Here is a 14,296-nt window from a genome sequence, read left to right as displayed (position 1 = left end):
CTGGATATTGCCTACCAGGCTAACCCGTGGCCGAAGGAGCGCCACCCCCGGCTGCGGCATCGACAACCGGCTCGAAGATCTCGGCCAGATCGTCTGCGACATCACGGTCGGCTTCCGGTGGCATCGACACATAGCTCAGTGCCATCCGGACCATCGCGCGAGCGATCCGCACAGCCGCGGTCTCGTCGGCTCCGACCCAGCTGTGCTGCAGAAGTTCGCTGATCCTGCTGCTGGCCTGGTCGATCAGCGGCCCGGCATCGGTGGTGATCAGCCGCAACAGATCCGGTTTCGCCTGCCCTGTCAACAACGACTGGATCAGCGGGTCCGTGGCAACAGAGGCAAAGAAACCCGAAAAGCCCTCTGCCAACGCTATTTTGGTCTGCCCCTCGTGGACCAGAACCGCATCGGAGATCAAGTCGACCAACTCGTCGGCCAGGCGGAGCGCATACGCGGTCGCCAGACCCTGCCGGGACCCGAACTCGTTGTAGACGGTCTGCCTGCTGACCCCGGCCGCGGCCGCGACATCGGCCATCGTGACCGCCGACCAGTCCTTCGACCGCAACAACTCTCGCATTCCGTCGAGCAGACTGCCGCGCAGCAATCGTTTGGTGGCCTGCGCGAACGGAATTGGCACAGCCGAGCCCACTGTGGCCGATGCGGGTTCCGGAACCTCTGACATGTCGGCCAGGGTATCGGTCGCGTCGGCCACGGGGTTCACGTGCGGGTGACTTCCTCCATGTAGAAGTCCGCTTTGGCGGCCCCACAATCCGGGCAACTCCAGTCGTCGGGGATGTCCTCCCAACGGGTTCCCGGGACGATCCCGTCCTCGGGCCAGCCCTTCGCCTCGTCGTATTCGAATCCACACTGCATACAGACGTACAACTTGAAGTTCACTTACGCCACCGTCTCCTCGAAATCGATCTTCTCCCGGACGCCGCAGTCGGGGCAGGGCCAGTCGTCGGGGACGTCGGACCATCGGGTCCCGGCCGGGAAACCTTCGCGCGGCGCGCCGGTCGCCTCGTCGTAGATGAAGTCGCAGACCGGGCAGCGATATGCGCTCATTTCACGGTTCCGTTCGCTTCACCGAGCATCGACAGCCGGTGCGCAGCGAGTATCTTCTCTCGCCGGCGGGGCACGATGTTCGCCAGCGACAGGTCGCCCTCATAGTGCTCGATCACCCTGTGATCCATCACTTTTCGCCACAGCGGCGGGAAATAGGCGAGCGTGATCATGCTGGCGTAGCCGCTCGGCAGACCCGGTGCGTCCTCAAAACTGCGCAGCACCTGGTACCGACGGGTCGGATTGGCGTGGTGATCGCTGTGGCGCTGCAGGTGGTACAGGAAGATGTTGGTGCAGATGTGATCCGAGTTCCAGCTGTGCTCCGGACGGGCGCGCTCATAGCGACCACTGGCGGTTTTCTGCCGCTGCAATCCGTAGTGCTCGAGGTAGTTCACCGTCTCCAGCAACCCGAACCCGTACACGGCCTGGATGACCATGAACGGCAGGATCTGCCAGCCGAAGATCGCAGTCAGGACGCCCCACCCGATCACCGACATCAACCAGGCGTTGAGGACATCATTGCGGATGTTCCAGACCGGACGTTCCAGCCGTTGCATGCGGGTGCGTTCGAGATGCCAGGCCGACTTCAGACTCCCCCACACACTCCGCGGGAGGAACGCCCAAAAGGTCTCGCCGTATTTGGCGCTGGCCGGATCCTCCGGGGTGGCCACCCGCACGTGATGGCCACGGTTGTGCTCGATGTAGAAGTGCCCGTAAAAGGTCTGCGCGAGGGTGACTTTCGAGAGCCACCGTTCGAGCGAATCCTTCTTGTGTCCGAGTTCGTGGGCGGTGTTGATCCCGATGCCACCCATGACACCGACGGTCAGGGCGATGCCCAGTTTCGAAGCGAGCCCGAGGCCCCCATCGATCCCCAGCCAGCTCAGGTCGCTCGCGGTCCACAGGTAGCAGGCGAAGACCACACTCACGAGCTGGAAAGGAATGTACGCGTAGGTGCAATAGCGGTAGTACTTGTCGTTCTCCAGCTCTTCCATCAGTTCCTCGGGCGGGTTCTGCCCGTCGGGCCCGAAGAACAGATCCATGATCGGCAGCAGACCGTAGACGAGCAGCGGACCGATCCACCACCAGACGGGCGCAACAACGTCTGCGCCCAGCCAATTGAACCCGGCCACCAGTGCGGTCGCGAGAAAGAGACCCGTCGGGGGGATGAGCCCCAGCAGCCACAGGTGACGCTTCTTGTCCCGCCATTGCGCCGCCGACTGCTCGACGGTCGACGATTCTGCAGTGCTCATCATCACCCTCCTGGCTTCCTCGAACTAGAACCTGTTGTGGACACTACCGATGTTGAAGTCGCCTGTCTATACATCTAGAAAGATTTGTAAAGCGGCGCAACTCACAAAAAAACCCCGATCCGGGGATCGAAACCCGGATCGGGGTCTTTTTCACATATCAGGTCCGGTGTCGGCCACCTCAGGGCTTACTCGGGCGCAATCCCGCCCTTGCCCGCACCTGCGCGGATATCGTCGCCGACCTGATCGGGGATCTCACCACGAGCCCGTCTTCCGACCATCGAATGGCGTTGGCTGTACAGGAAGTAGAAGGCGACACCGATCACCATCCAGACCAGGAATCGCAACCAGGTCAGCGCTGACAGGTTCAGCATCAACCACACGCAGGCGATGATCGCCAGGATCGGGATCACCGGCATCCAGGGAACCGTGAATCCACGTGGCAGATCCGGGCGGGTCTTCCGCAGCACCATCACACCGGCCGCAACAACCACGAACGCGAACAGAGTGCCCACGTTGACCATTTCTTCCAGCTTGGTGATCGGGAAGAAAGCAGCCACCACCGCGACGACCACGCCAACCAGAATCTGGATCCGGGCCGGGGTCCCGAACCGACTGGTCTTCGCAAATGACCGAGGCAGCAGACCGTCTCGCGACATCGCGAACAAGACACGCGACTGACCGAGCATCAGCACCATGACAACCGTGGTCAGACCTGCCAGAGCACCGATCGAAATCACCTTCTCGGCCCAGGTGACCCCGTTCAGGCCGAATGCGTAGGCAAGGTTCTTGGGCTCCCCGTCGCCTGCGGACGTGGCCAGATCCTTGTAGCTGACCATGCCGGTGACAACGATCGTGACCAGGATGTACAGCACTGTGACGATGGCCAGCGAGCCGAGAATCCCGCGCGGCACATCCTTCTTCGGATTCTTGGTCTCCTCGGCGGTGGTTGCCACCACGTCGAAGCCGATGAACGCGAAGAAGACGATCGAGGCCGCGGCCAGGATGCCGTACCAGCCGTAGCTGGAATCACCGCCGCCGGTCATGAGCGAGAACAGGGTCGACTCGACGGACCTGCCGCCGGACTCAGAGGGCTCTGATTTCGGCACAAACGGCTTGAAGTTGTCGGTGTCGATGTAGAAGAACCCGACGACGATCACCAACAGGACAACCGTCACCTTGATGGCGGTGACTACAGCACTGAACCGGGAGGACAACTTCGTGCCGATGACCAGTAGGACCGTGATCGCCCCGACCACCACCAGTGCACCCCAGTCGACGTCGACACCGGCGATTTCGGTTGTGCCACCGGAGAATCCGAAGACGGTACCCAGATAGCTCGACCACCCCTTGGAGACCACGGCCGCACCGACCGCGAACTCGAGGATGAGATCCCAGCCCAGAATCCAGGCCAGGAACTCACCGAAGGTGGCATATCCGAACGTGTAGGCAGATCCGGCGACCGGAACGGTCGAAGCGAACTCGGCGTAGCAGAGTGCAGCCAACGCGCAGGCCACCGCTGCCATCACAAAGGACAGCGAAATCGCTGGTCCCGCTTTATCTCCGGCCGTCGACGCGGTGATGGTGAAGATACCGGCACCGATGACCACCGAGACACCGAAAACGGTGAGATCCCACCAGGTCAAACTCTTCTTCAGCTGAGAACCGGGTTCTTCGGTGTCAGCCATCGATTGCTCCACGGATTTTGTCCGTGTCAGCGGATTGCTCATCACAACTCCTCTGGTGACTTGCGTGCATTGCGGTGGAATGCAGCCTGCCTGAGAAACTATCCGACCAACCCTGCCAACACTGGTTAATCCCCCCGGGATGGCGCGATCATTTTTCGCCCCCGGCGAACGACGCAGGCAATCAAGTCAAGAGACGGATCCTCGACCGATATCGGGTTCGAGGTAGATCATCCGCGCAACCCGGTGATCGTCCAGCCGATGATTCCGGCCGGACGACACCCCCTGCGACCGTTCTGAACGGCCGAACCCGCCGGCACATTCTTCCGGCGGGTTCGGGGGTCGAGCGATCGCGGTTGGGCGATCTAGGTGAAGTAGCCTGCAGTGCGCTTGTCGGCGCCCTGCATCGTCGATCCCGCTTCACGCACCTTCGTCGACAGGTTGTTCAACAGCAGACGGGAGTCCGAAAAGCTTGTATCCCAGCGCTGCTGCGCGACAGCGTAAGCCTCGGCGCCCTGCGGTGATTCCCAGTTCGAGTGCAGTCGGCCAACTTCAGACTTGAGCGTCCCGGCCAGCTCCTCGAGCTGTTTGAAATCGGAATCGAGCTGAGCCGACAGCTCCTCGATCGCGGCAAAGTTGTACTTGATCATGGTGTTGTTCCCTTTCTGGACGATGATTGGAGGGGCCGAGAATCACAGGCTCAGACCGGATCCCCCACCCATGACGGAGCCGATGGTTCCTGCGAGGTCCTGGTCTTCGTTGTCGTAACCGTTGAATCCGCTCTCCAACGACGCCTTCAGACCGTCGAGAGCAGTCTTGAGCTGAGCCCCCTCGGCCTGCCACGCAGCTGCCGCATCTTGAAATGCCTTGCTGGCGGTGCCCTGCCACATCGCCTGCGCGTCTTCGGCATTCTTGTTCAGGCGTTGCAATACAACACCCATGTCCTCGATGAGCTGCCCCACCGATTTGGTCGTGATCAACGCGTCTGGGACGTCGAGTTTCAACCCGCTGTTACCGCCGTCGGAAGTCATGGTGATTCCCCTTCTGTGATTGCCGCGATATCGGTTGATATCCGCGGATTCTGTAATCTGCTCCGGTACCACGCCGGCTTCTCACCGGGTGGGCCCCCTCCGGTTGGCCGAATCACGGCAACCACCTCCGGGCCGGCAACGTCTCCATCAGGAGCGTGACAGCCTGGGAGATCCGATGACCGGTTCCCGTCGACAATGTCGACCAGATCTGGCCATCGGGAGACATACTGGGGCCGGCCACAATCCGGCCCTTGGCTGTGTCGTAGACCGCCACCGCACCTTCCGAGCGGCGCATCCGCCCCGGCGCGCATTCGATGGCAACGATTTCCGCGTGTGCACAGCAGGTATCAAACGCCACCGCATAGGTCGCCGCGTCGCCGGCCGCAACACCCATCGCATGGAGGGCATCGGCGTAATCGGCTGCGGACTGCGCTTTATCGAGCCGATTCTGCAATTCACCGGCGGGCAGGCTGACCGACGGAACGCTCATCGGAAGATGATGCCTGTCCTCGGCCGGTTCGAGCAAACGTGCAACGAGCTGACCCACCTCCAGGTCACTGCCGATCGCAATGTCGCGAAGCACCAGGCCCGATTCGGTCTTGGTCGCCAGCACGTGGTGATCACCGCGCCGCGCAAGGCAGATCCGGCGAGTCGAAGTGTCTTGGTGGCAACGGATCTCGAGTAATACGTCCGGGCCCGACAGTATCGTCAGCGCCTCGGCAAGGGCGTCGGTGACACCCACCCCGACAGCTGGGTCCGGATCGGCGGTCAGCCATCCGGCAGCGCTCAACTCCGCCGCCGCGGCAACGCGCGCCTTCTCACGCTCGTCGACGTACTCGTGACGAGGCCCGACCGCGAGCACCGACGGCCACGTCTGGAGATCGAGAACGCCTGCCAGATAATCGATCTGGTCCTGCGAGAGGCGGAATTCGCATACCACCGGTGTAGCCCACATATCGCTCACCGTCCTTGTTCCGTGGCGCCGAGAACCGCAGGCACCGACGTGACAGGCGGCAGGTCGAGAGTTCCGTTGCGGTACCGCGGATCCGGATGATCGCCGAGGTTGACTGCGGCAGCAATCGGCGCATCGTGGGAGCTCTCGTCGCCCACCCCCGATTCGGCCGCTGGATCGATGCCGGCTCCGGCGTGTGCGGGGGCTCTGCGCACGACGGAATCCGCACCATGACCGGGAGCACCCATCATGGGTGCCATCGGCGCCGCGGGCACCGACGGTCGAGCGCCTGCCGATGTCGACGCCGGTTGCACGATTGCAGGCGACGCCGACGACCCCGCCAGAATGGTTGTGGCATAACGCGTCTGCTGACGAGGAATGGAAACCGGCGCGTATCCACCGATACCACCGGGCATTGCCCCGGCCGCCGACGCAGGGCGTGCCGGCACCGCCCGGGTTGCCTCGCGAACCGCCTGTTCGGCAGCCAGCGCATCGGGCGAGACGATCTCGGCCGGGCGCGGTACCGACCACCCGCGCGACACGGGTTCGGTGGCCGCCTCGTAGGTTTCCATGACCCGTGCGGCACGTTGCTTCTGATCGGCAGCGGCACGCTCGGCATCGGCTGCCACACCGCCGATGGGCGCGCCCGTCGCGGCACCGACAGTCACGGCCGCCGTGTGGATGTCCTCGGTGATCTGCAGTTCTGGTAATCCCGGCATGCTGATCCGGGCCACCGTGGTCGCGGCCGCCTGTGCGCCCGCACGCGCTGCACTGTCTGCGGCGGCAGCGGCCGCATCGGAGAACCAACCGGCGAACGAGGCCAACTTCCCGAAAGCCTCATCACTGGAGGCCGATTCCCAGGAGACGCCGAGCTTGGCCAAGATCCGAACGTAGTCGAGACCGGCGTCTGCGAGCAGCGTTGAGACCTGTGCCCAGCCGTGCGCGGCAGCGATCAGTGGGCCGTCACCGGCACCGGCACCAAGATCGGTTGCCAACTGCTTGGTGGGCCTTGCCTCCCACACGACATTCGTGAATCCGATCATCATCGTGTCCCCGGCGTCAGAGCCGGAAGGTCTCCTCGATGTCGGCCTCGACCGTGCCGAAATCACGCGCCTGGGCGCGCAGCACCGCAGCGATCTTCCGGAGTTCGTGCACACCGGCCGCCGCAGTATCGGTGAACGTCTCCGCGACGGAGCCGAATGTGGCGGCAGCAGTGGTCGACACCTCGTCGCGACCTGCCGCCTGCACAACGAGTGCCGGACGGTGAACGGCCACACCCTGTTCGAGCTCATTTGCCAGCCGATCGAGATCAACCGCAGCTCGCAACAATTCATCCGAGTCGACGTTCAACTCACCTGTGGACATCGTATCCCCCATGTTCGTGTCAGGCTTCCTGGTTGTGGGCAGGCTGGTTGCGGTCCGGCGGACCCAACCGCAGACGTACGTCCGGGGTCGGAGTCGCCTCCGGTGCCTGGGTTTCGCCAAGGACCGCAGGAGCAACAGCCGGCATCTCGCCGATGATCCGGGTGCCGTTGAGTTCGGTGACGAGGTAGTCCGCGGCCTCGTGCTGATCATCAGACGCACCGGCGCCGCGGCCGGCTCCCATCCCGCCGCCGCCCATCGGTGCCATCGGCCCGGTCATGCCTGCCGGAACCACCGCGTTCTGATTCCTGTTGACCGGTCCACCACCTGATTCCGGTGCCGATCCGCCGAGCAGTCCCGGCGTTGTCCGCGCACTCAGCGGGCTGGGGCCGCTACCGCCACCCCCACCTCCACCGCCTCCGCCGCCACCGCCGCCCCCACGGCCGGCGGACATCGCGCCACCGAGACCCGTCGGAACAGTCTTGGCTTCATCGATCTCTTTGCTGTCGTACGCGGTTTGCAGTTGAGCCTGGTGCGATTTCATGAGCTCGGTCGCGGCCTTTGACGACATCGTGCCGAGTTGCCCCACACCGGTCATCATCGGTTTGCCGACCGAGTCGAGCACTGTGCCGGCAATCGAGAACGGCGATGTTCCCGCTGCGGGAGCACCGGTCACGGGCACCGGTTGCCCGGTTGCAAGCATGTGCGTTGTCGGCGCCAGCAACTGCGCTCGGGTGGCGGCAACCACCGCGGTCGCCTCGGCCAGGCCATCAGCGGCCGCTGCCAACGCAACGGCCTGGCCGGGCGGTGTCACCAGAAACGGCGCCGAGGCGGTGATGATGGCAACCGTTTTCGCGACGATTCCCTGGACGAGGCCGAGGCCGACGCCCACGATCGCCGCGGCTCCCTGGGTGTCGGCCGACATCGTGGTGCCCTGCGTGGACAAGGCCGCGGTATCGGCGCCTGCCTGCATCCCCTTTACGGTCGCCGCCGTTGCGGATTGCCCGCTCCACACCTGATCGAGAACCTTCAATGCGCCCGAACCCATCGACATCGACGTGTCCAGGATCTGCGACAGCGCCTCGAAGATCATCGTGGGGTCGAAGTCGCCCCCACCGAGGTTGCCCGAGCCGAAGCCGCCCACCAGATCGGTCAACGGTTTGAGCAGGACGTCGAGGTCGAGGGGCGGCAATGGTGGCAGATCTGGCAACGGCGGCATGCCCGACAGCACCGGAAGCCCTGGCAGGCCAAGGTCTTTCAAGACCTGGCTGACCGGGGTGTCGAGAATCGGCCCGAGTGGACTCGATTCGACCAATTGGCGAATGGTTGGATCAAGCGGCGGTGTTGCCGGTGCCGGTGGCATCGTCGGAAAACTCACGTGACCCGATCCGGTCTACAGCGCGGCCTGCACGGCGGCGAAACCCCGGCCGCTGCCGTCGTCCGCCTCGGCGATCTGCGCGGCCGTGGCAAACGCGGCTGCCGCGCTGCCTGCGTGGACCGCAGCGAGCTGCCCGACCCCGAACAGATGACTCGCCTGCGCCTGCGCGAATGCCAGCAGGAACTCCTGCCCGATCAACCCGAATACGGGCACCATCTGAGCGATGTTCGCGGCGGCGTTGATCGAACCCGCACTGGCAACCGCTGCCGACATCAATGCAGCCGTGTCCCCATACGCTTCGATTGCTGCCGGTACCGCTGTGACCTCAGACATTTGTCCCCCCGTTTCTTCGAAAACATGTGTACTGCCCCAACCCTCGGATTGCCCGACCCTCGCAACCCGTCACTCCCACAGTCCGGCGATAAGACGCCCACCGAGCCGAGACGGTTCCCTCCCGTGTCGGCGGACCGGTCATGTCGGCCGGCTGTTCACCAGATCCGCAAACGATTCGTTGAACTCCTCGAGGATCTCGCCGCGGCGGGCGAACGCACGGCCGGCCGCGACACCGGCCGTCGAGACGATCAGCTCTGAAAGTGGGCCGGTCCCGAGCTGCGGAGCCGTTGACGCGAACCACAACCCGGTCAGCTCGCCGATACCGTTGACCTCTGCGGTGACATGATCTCCGGGCGAGGTCTCACGCGCGGAGATGGCGGCCAAACGTTCATTGACCTCGCGCAACCGATCGAGCTGTGCCCGGGCCCTGGCCTCGAGTTCATCCATCGCAGAGCTCATACCGACCTCATCCAGCTGCCGGGTGCGCCTGCGGTGGCGTCGTCCTCGTACTCGGCCCTGGCGAGATCATCAGGCCGAGGCAGATTCATCTGTTCGATGATGTCGGCGCCGACGCCCGCGGCCCGCAACTCTTCGCGGCGCGCGACGCCGGCGTGCATCGCCGCCTGCCGGCACAGCCGGAGCACCTCAGCGGCGAGTATCGCCGGATCCTTGTGCAATTCGGCAGGTTCGATCCGTACCGACATCGGCAGGCCCTGTTCTGTCGTGACGACAGACAGGCCTCCGGTGCGTGAAGTTGCAGCAGCCATGGTTCCCCCTCAAGAACTCCCCTTGGCGACAGATAGTACCCACAACTTGTGACACTGCGGAGATACCGCACGGCATGGACATCCGCGCTACCCGACCACCGGAGATCGTGGTGGTCTATCATCGCCGTTATCCAGGGGTGGCGGGGTGGATTCGATATATGTAACGCCTGGGTTTTCACCACTGACAAGACAAATTGCAACTGGTTAGACGAAGTGCAACAACGGGGGGGCTGTTTCTGTGAGCTACAACAATGCCGACGTGCCTGCGGCACCACCATGGCTTCAGACCGCGGCGGACATCGATGTCGCATCGTTCGAGCGCGCCGATCAATCACCTACGGCGCCTGCGACTCCGGAAGTACCGGCAGCCCCATCGGCATCGGCATCAGTACCCGGACCACCCGATGCAGCGCCTTCACCGCAGGGCCCACCCGGACCCGATGCACCACCGGCAACGGTGCACTCGGGCCGCCATGGCCAGGCGTCCGATGCCCACGGCACGGAACCGTCGCAACCCGCTCCCCCGCCACAGCCTCCGCTCGACCAACAGTTCTGGCCGCAGGCAGCGGGCGGTTTCACGCCGCCTGCACCGCACCAACCACCGGCCGGGCCGGCCTACCCGACGGGACCGGGCCCCTACGGCGGCACCAACCCGTACGGCGAATCATCACCGCCCCAAGGCTTTCCGCCGGCAGGAATCCCGCCGCAGGGTAATCCCGCAGCACCACCCGGGTACTTTCCGGGACAGCAGCCGATGCCCCCGCACCAGCAGTACGCCCCCGGGCAACCGCCCGCACCGACAAGCCTCGACGAGGTGGCGCTGCTCCGAAAGGCCCGCCGGGCACCGGCCAGCGGGTGGCGGCGGACCGTACACAAGCTGTCGGCGGGCACCATCAATCCTGGAGAGTCCCCTGACGACCTCGTCTACAAACAATTACTCGAACGCGTGAATCAGCCCGTCCGCGGCGACTATCGGATCGCGGTTCTCTCGCTCAAGGGCGGCGTCGGAAAGACCACGACCACAGTCGGTCTGGGCTCGATATTCGCATCCCTGCGCGGCGATCGGGTGATCGCCGTGGACGCCAATCCCGACCTGGGCACTCTCGCGCAACGCATTCCGCAGCAGACCCGCTCGACGGTGCGCGATCTGCTCGCCGACGAATCGATCTACCGATACTCCGACGTCCGCGCCCACACCTCCCAGGCGCCGAGCCGTCTGGAAATCCTTGCATCCGAACGTGATCCGGCCAAGGCCGAGGCATTCAGCGAAGCGGACTACCGCGGCGTGATGACGGTGCTGCAGCGCTTCTACAACATCATCATCACCGACTGCGGTACCGGACTGAGCCATTCGGCGATGAACGGGGTGCTCGACATGGCCAACTCCCTGATCCTGGTGACCTCGCCCGCCATCGACGGGGCACGCAGCGCCGGAGCGACACTCGACTGGCTGCAGGCCCACGGGTTCGGGCATCTGGTGTCGGGAGCGGTGGTTGTGCTCAGCTCGTCACGACCCGGCGCATCGACCATCGACACCGATCAGCTCAGCGCCCACTTCTTGACCCGATGCCGTGCGGTACAACAGATCCCGTTCGACGACCACCTCGCCGAAGGTGCCGAGGTCGACCTCGATCTCCTCGGCAAGGACACCCGTCGCGCACTCGTCGAGATGGCTGCGACCGTGGCAGACGACTTCCCCTCCACCACGATGCGGCGAGGCGACCCGTACTACACGTCCTGACCCGATGATGTGCCCTTTTGGCGAGCAAACCCGCAGGTCACGCCCGCCAAAACGGCACATCATCGGGGGTGGGTCAGCCTCCGCAGCAGCCGGATGGTTCGATCGCGGCCCGGGTCTCGCGGGTCACCGCATTGCGTTGTGCCAGCGCACCATCGGCCGGGTAGTCGACACCGATCAGGCTCAATCCACACGCGGGCGCCACCGGGACCTCACTCGCGCGCGCCCGTTGCTGCAGCAATCCGGCGCACCATTCCACTGAGCGACGCCCTTCACCGACCGTCGCAACGGCCCCGACCAGTGAGCGGACCATCGACCAACAGAACGCGTCCGCGCTCACCTGTGCGACGAGAACGCCGAAGTCGTCGCGCATCCACGTGAACTGCTGAAGATCCCGGACTGTCGTGGCGCCATCGCGCCGCTTGCAGAATGCCGCGAAATCGTTGAGTCCGAGCAAAGTTGAGGCCGCCTCTTCGAGGAGGTCGGCGTTGAGCGGCCGACTCCAGGCAGCGGTGGTGCGGGCGACAACCGGTTCAGCACCCCAGGGGTCGTCGGTCAATCGGTATTCGTAGTGGCGGCGTAGGGCAGAGAAGCGCGCATCGAACTCCCCTGGCGCCTCTTCGATGTCCTTGACCCGCACATCGGTGGGCAGCATCTTGGCAAGCCGCCGAACGAGTTTGGTCGGATCCCCGTCGATCGACCGGGTCTGCAAGGCCGACTCTGGCACATCAAAATGTGCCACCTGGCCGGTGGCGTGCACGCCGGCGTCGGTGCGGCCTGCAACCGTGAGCGTCACCGGTTCCCGCAGCACCGTGCCGAGGGTCTCCTCAAGCACGCCACACACTGTTCGTTGGCCGGGCTGTCTGGCCCAACCCGCGAAGTCGGTTCCGTCGTAACCGATCTGCATCCGCAGCCGGACGAGTGGTCCCTCGAAATGACGAGACCCGCCACCGGAAATTCCGGTGGCGGGCTCGTGGGTCACTGACTCGTTCAGTCGACTACTTCTCGTCGGCCTTGGCGTCAACAGCGGTGGCAGCGGTCGACTCTTCGTCGACAGCCTCGGCCACAGCTTCAGCGTTCTCGACCTCGGCGTCGGTGGCGTCGGCTTCAACAGCCTCGACCACGTTCTCCTCGGTTGCGGCTTCTTCAGACTTCTTCTTCGAGGCCGCTGCGCGGGTGGCGCGATCGGCTTCCGATGAAGCGGTCTTGTCCCGAACCAGCTCGATCACTGCCATGGGGGCGTTGTCGCCCTTGCGCGGCAGAGTCTTGACGATGCGGGTGTAGCCGCCGTCGCGGTCCGCGTAGAACGGGCCGATCTCGGCGAACAGGGCATGCACGATGTCCTTGTTGCGGATGACCTTCAGCACCTCACGGCGATGAGCCAGGTTACCGGCCTTCGCGTGGGTGATCAGCTTTTCCGCGTACGGGCGGAGACGCTTTGCCTTGGTCTCGGTGGTGGTGATCCGGCCGTGCTCGAAGAGCGAGGTGGCGAGGTTCGCCAGCATCGCTTTCTGGTGCGAAGCCGACCCGCCGAGGCGGGTACCCTTTGTGGGCTTGGGCATTTCGAACTCCTAGGGTTCGCTCTCGACCTCTCGGCCGTGAGCTGGGGGTCTTGTTAGAGCTGTTCGGTTTCTGCGAAATCCTCGCCGGCATCGGCGTCGGAGAAGGAAGTGTCATCGGTCCAGGTACCGGTCGCGACGTCGTATCCGGCCACCTGGGACGGATCGAAGCTCGCGGGGCTGTCCTTGAGTGCCAGGCCGAGTGCGTGCAGCTTGACCTTGACCTCGTCGATGGACTTCTGACCGAAGTTGCGGATGTCCAGCAGGTCCGATTCGGTCCGGGCCACCAGCTCGCCGACGGTGTGCACTCCCTCGCGCTTGAGGCAGTTGTACGACCGAACGGTGAGTTCGAGGTCTTCGATCGGAAGGCTGAACGACGCGATGTGATCGGCCTCGGCGGGCGAGGGTCCGATCTCCACACCTTCTGCTTCGATGTTGAGTTCACGGGCCAGACCGAACAGCTCAACGAGGGTCTTACCGGCCGAGGCCAGTGCGTCCCGCGCGGAGATCGAGTTCTTGGTTTCCACATCGAGAACGAGCCGATCGAAGTCGGTGCGCTGCTCGACGCGGGTGGCCTCCACCTTGTACGTGACCTTGAGAACCGGCGAGTAGATCGAGTCGACCGGGATACGGCCGATCTCGGCGCCGGACGCCTTGTTCTGGACGGCGGGGACATAGCCGCGACCGCGCTCGACGACGAGCTCGATCTCCAACTTGCCCTTGTCGTTCAGGGTGGCGATGTGCAGGTCCGGGTTGTGCACGGTGACACCGGCCGGGGGCACGATGTCGGCACCGGTGACAGCACCGGGGCCCTGCTTACGCACGTACATGGTGACCGGCTCGTCCTCTTCGGAGCTCACGACGAGGCCCTTGAGGTTCAGGATGATGTCGGTGACATCTTCCTTGACTCCGGGGACGGTGGTGAACTCGTGCAGGACTCCGTCGATCCGGATGCTGGTGACAGCGGCTCCGGGAATCGACGACAGCAGGGTACGGCGCAGCGAGTTGCCGAGCGTGTACCCGAAACCTGGCTCGAGCGGCTCGATGACGAACTTCGAGCGATCTCCCGAGATGATCTCTTCGGACAGTGTGGGTCGCTGTGAAATCAGCATTGAATCTTCTTCTCCTCTTGGACGCCCGCTATATGACGGCCGATTAGGTGCCGAATGTGCTGCCGGACATATG

The 14,296-nt window shown here is 64.2% G+C and carries 18 protein-coding genes; 1 reads left to right on the top strand and 17 read right to left on the bottom strand.

Annotated features, from left to right (window positions below; all coding sequences use genetic code 11):
- Positions 1 to 19: 19 nt before the first annotated feature.
- The 14 genes from AC1TPF_RS09545 to AC1TPF_RS09480 all read right to left on the bottom strand — a co-directional run bounded on the left by AC1TPF_RS09545 (position 20) and on the right by AC1TPF_RS09480 (position 9,814).
- Entirely contained in the window at positions 20 to 679 is a 660-nt protein-coding gene (locus AC1TPF_RS09545; protein ID WP_482135367.1) for a TetR/AcrR family transcriptional regulator, read from the bottom strand.
- 35 nt (positions 680 to 714) lie between these two features.
- A complete protein-coding gene (locus AC1TPF_RS09540; protein ID WP_482135368.1) occupies positions 715 to 894 on the bottom strand; it encodes a rubredoxin in 180 nt (59 codons plus the stop codon).
- Positions 895 to 1,062: a rubredoxin gene (locus AC1TPF_RS09535; RefSeq protein WP_482135369.1), complete on the bottom strand. Its 168-nt coding sequence runs from the start codon at positions 1,060 to 1,062 to the stop codon at positions 895 to 897. It lies immediately after the preceding gene.
- Positions 1,059 to 2,309, bottom strand: a complete 1,251-nt coding sequence (locus AC1TPF_RS09530) for an alkane 1-monooxygenase (protein WP_482135370.1) — start codon at positions 2,307 to 2,309, stop codon at positions 1,059 to 1,061. The genes AC1TPF_RS09535 and AC1TPF_RS09530 overlap by 4 nt, the downstream gene beginning before the upstream one ends.
- Before the next feature lie 185 nt (positions 2,310 to 2,494).
- Positions 2,495 to 4,036, bottom strand: a complete 1,542-nt coding sequence (locus AC1TPF_RS09525; RefSeq protein ID WP_482143621.1) for an APC family permease — start codon at positions 4,034 to 4,036, stop codon at positions 2,495 to 2,497.
- Between the two features lie 320 nt (positions 4,037 to 4,356).
- The gene (locus tag AC1TPF_RS09520) at positions 4,357 to 4,641 is read right to left on the bottom strand and encodes a WXG100 family type VII secretion target (protein WP_482135372.1); all 285 of its coding nucleotides are present in this window, start codon (positions 4,639 to 4,641) and stop codon (positions 4,357 to 4,359) included.
- A 42-nt stretch (positions 4,642 to 4,683) separates the two neighbouring features.
- Entirely contained in the window at positions 4,684 to 5,022 is a 339-nt protein-coding gene (locus AC1TPF_RS09515) for a WXG100 family type VII secretion target (protein ID WP_482135373.1), read from the bottom strand.
- Between the two features lie 112 nt (positions 5,023 to 5,134).
- Positions 5,135 to 5,977 carry an ESX secretion-associated protein EspG gene (locus tag AC1TPF_RS09510; RefSeq protein WP_482144067.1) on the bottom strand — a complete coding sequence of 281 codons (843 nt, stop codon included), beginning with the start codon at positions 5,975 to 5,977 and terminating at the stop codon, positions 5,135 to 5,137.
- A gap of 5 nt (positions 5,978 to 5,982) precedes the next feature.
- A complete protein-coding gene (locus tag AC1TPF_RS09505) occupies positions 5,983 to 7,017 on the bottom strand; it encodes a PPE domain-containing protein (protein ID WP_482143620.1) in 1,035 nt (344 codons plus the stop codon).
- A gap of 16 nt (positions 7,018 to 7,033) precedes the next feature.
- Positions 7,034 to 7,339, bottom strand: a complete 306-nt coding sequence (locus tag AC1TPF_RS09500; protein ID WP_482135375.1) for a PE family protein — start codon at positions 7,337 to 7,339, stop codon at positions 7,034 to 7,036.
- Positions 7,340 to 7,358: 19 nt separating this feature from the next.
- Positions 7,359 to 8,714, bottom strand: coding sequence for a hypothetical protein (locus AC1TPF_RS09495; RefSeq protein ID WP_482143618.1), 1,356 nt, complete (start codon positions 8,712 to 8,714; stop codon positions 7,359 to 7,361).
- Positions 8,715 to 8,729: 15 nt separating this feature from the next.
- A complete protein-coding gene (locus tag AC1TPF_RS09490) occupies positions 8,730 to 9,047 on the bottom strand; it encodes a hypothetical protein (RefSeq protein ID WP_482135377.1) in 318 nt (105 codons plus the stop codon).
- 138 nt (positions 9,048 to 9,185) lie between these two features.
- Positions 9,186 to 9,506 carry a YbaB/EbfC family nucleoid-associated protein gene (locus AC1TPF_RS09485; protein WP_482143617.1) on the bottom strand — a complete coding sequence of 107 codons (321 nt, stop codon included), beginning with the start codon at positions 9,504 to 9,506 and terminating at the stop codon, positions 9,186 to 9,188.
- A complete protein-coding gene (locus AC1TPF_RS09480) occupies positions 9,503 to 9,814 on the bottom strand; it encodes a hypothetical protein (protein ID WP_482135379.1) in 312 nt (103 codons plus the stop codon). Before AC1TPF_RS09480 ends, AC1TPF_RS09485 begins: the two co-directional genes overlap by 4 nt.
- Before the next feature lie 238 nt (positions 9,815 to 10,052).
- Between AC1TPF_RS09480 and AC1TPF_RS09475 the strand changes: the two genes are divergently transcribed.
- A complete protein-coding gene (locus tag AC1TPF_RS09475) occupies positions 10,053 to 11,555 on the top strand; it encodes a MinD/ParA family ATP-binding protein (RefSeq protein WP_482143615.1) in 1,503 nt (500 codons plus the stop codon).
- A 73-nt stretch (positions 11,556 to 11,628) separates the two neighbouring features.
- On the opposite strand, the gene truA is transcribed toward AC1TPF_RS09475, so the two are convergent.
- From truA to AC1TPF_RS09460, 3 genes are read right to left on the bottom strand one after another with little or no spacing between them, the layout of a single operon-like run.
- On the bottom strand, positions 11,629 to 12,534 hold the full coding sequence (gene truA, locus AC1TPF_RS09470) for a tRNA pseudouridine(38-40) synthase TruA (protein ID WP_482143613.1): 906 nt from the start codon (positions 12,532 to 12,534) through the stop codon (positions 11,629 to 11,631).
- A 16-nt stretch (positions 12,535 to 12,550) separates the two neighbouring features.
- Entirely contained in the window at positions 12,551 to 13,114 is a 564-nt protein-coding gene (gene rplQ, locus AC1TPF_RS09465; RefSeq protein WP_482135382.1) for a 50S ribosomal protein L17, read from the bottom strand.
- Between the two features lie 53 nt (positions 13,115 to 13,167).
- Positions 13,168 to 14,223: a DNA-directed RNA polymerase subunit alpha gene (locus tag AC1TPF_RS09460; protein WP_020109366.1), complete on the bottom strand. Its 1,056-nt coding sequence runs from the start codon at positions 14,221 to 14,223 to the stop codon at positions 13,168 to 13,170.
- Positions 14,224 to 14,296 lie beyond the last annotated feature (73 nt).

It is taken from the genome of Williamsia sp. Y853 (genome assembly GCF_056786495.1).
The sequence above is the reverse complement of the archived record's forward strand: the minus strand, read 5'-3'. Positions and strand labels throughout refer to the sequence as shown.

Excerpts from the sequence above, each read along its gene's own strand:
- AC1TPF_RS09490 (WP_482135377.1), bottom strand. The coding sequence starts at position 9,047 with ATGTCTGAGGTCACAGCGGTACCGGCAGCAATCGAAGCGTATGGGGAC.
- AC1TPF_RS09480 (WP_482135379.1), bottom strand. The coding sequence starts at position 9,814 with ATGGCTGCTGCAACTTCACGCACCGGAGGCCTGTCTGTCGTCACGACA.
- AC1TPF_RS09535 (WP_482135369.1), bottom strand. The coding sequence starts at position 1,062 with ATGAGCGCATATCGCTGCCCGGTCTGCGACTTCATCTACGACGAGGCG.
- AC1TPF_RS09545 (WP_482135367.1), bottom strand. The coding sequence starts at position 679 with ATGTCAGAGGTTCCGGAACCCGCATCGGCCACAGTGGGCTCGGCTGTG.
- AC1TPF_RS09520 (WP_482135372.1), bottom strand. The coding sequence starts at position 4,641 with ATGATCAAGTACAACTTTGCCGCGATCGAGGAGCTGTCGGCTCAGCTC.
- rplQ (WP_482135382.1), bottom strand. The coding sequence starts at position 13,114 with ATGCCCAAGCCCACAAAGGGTACCCGCCTCGGCGGGTCGGCTTCGCAC.
- AC1TPF_RS09500 (WP_482135375.1), bottom strand. The coding sequence starts at position 7,339 with ATGTCCACAGGTGAGTTGAACGTCGACTCGGATGAATTGTTGCGAGCT.
- AC1TPF_RS09505 (WP_482143620.1), bottom strand. The coding sequence starts at position 7,017 with ATGATCGGATTCACGAATGTCGTGTGGGAGGCAAGGCCCACCAAGCAG.
- AC1TPF_RS09485 (WP_482143617.1), bottom strand. The coding sequence starts at position 9,506 with ATGAGCTCTGCGATGGATGAACTCGAGGCCAGGGCCCGGGCACAGCTC.
- AC1TPF_RS09510 (WP_482144067.1), bottom strand. The coding sequence starts at position 5,977 with ATGTGGGCTACACCGGTGGTATGCGAATTCCGCCTCTCGCAGGACCAG.
- AC1TPF_RS09460 (WP_020109366.1), bottom strand. The coding sequence starts at position 14,223 with ATGCTGATTTCACAGCGACCCACACTGTCCGAAGAGATCATCTCGGGA.
- AC1TPF_RS09515 (WP_482135373.1), bottom strand. The coding sequence starts at position 5,022 with ATGACTTCCGACGGCGGTAACAGCGGGTTGAAACTCGACGTCCCAGAC.
- AC1TPF_RS09530 (WP_482135370.1), bottom strand. The coding sequence starts at position 2,309 with ATGAGCACTGCAGAATCGTCGACCGTCGAGCAGTCGGCGGCGCAATGG.
- AC1TPF_RS09525 (WP_482143621.1), bottom strand. The coding sequence starts at position 4,036 with ATGAGCAATCCGCTGACACGGACAAAATCCGTGGAGCAATCGATGGCT.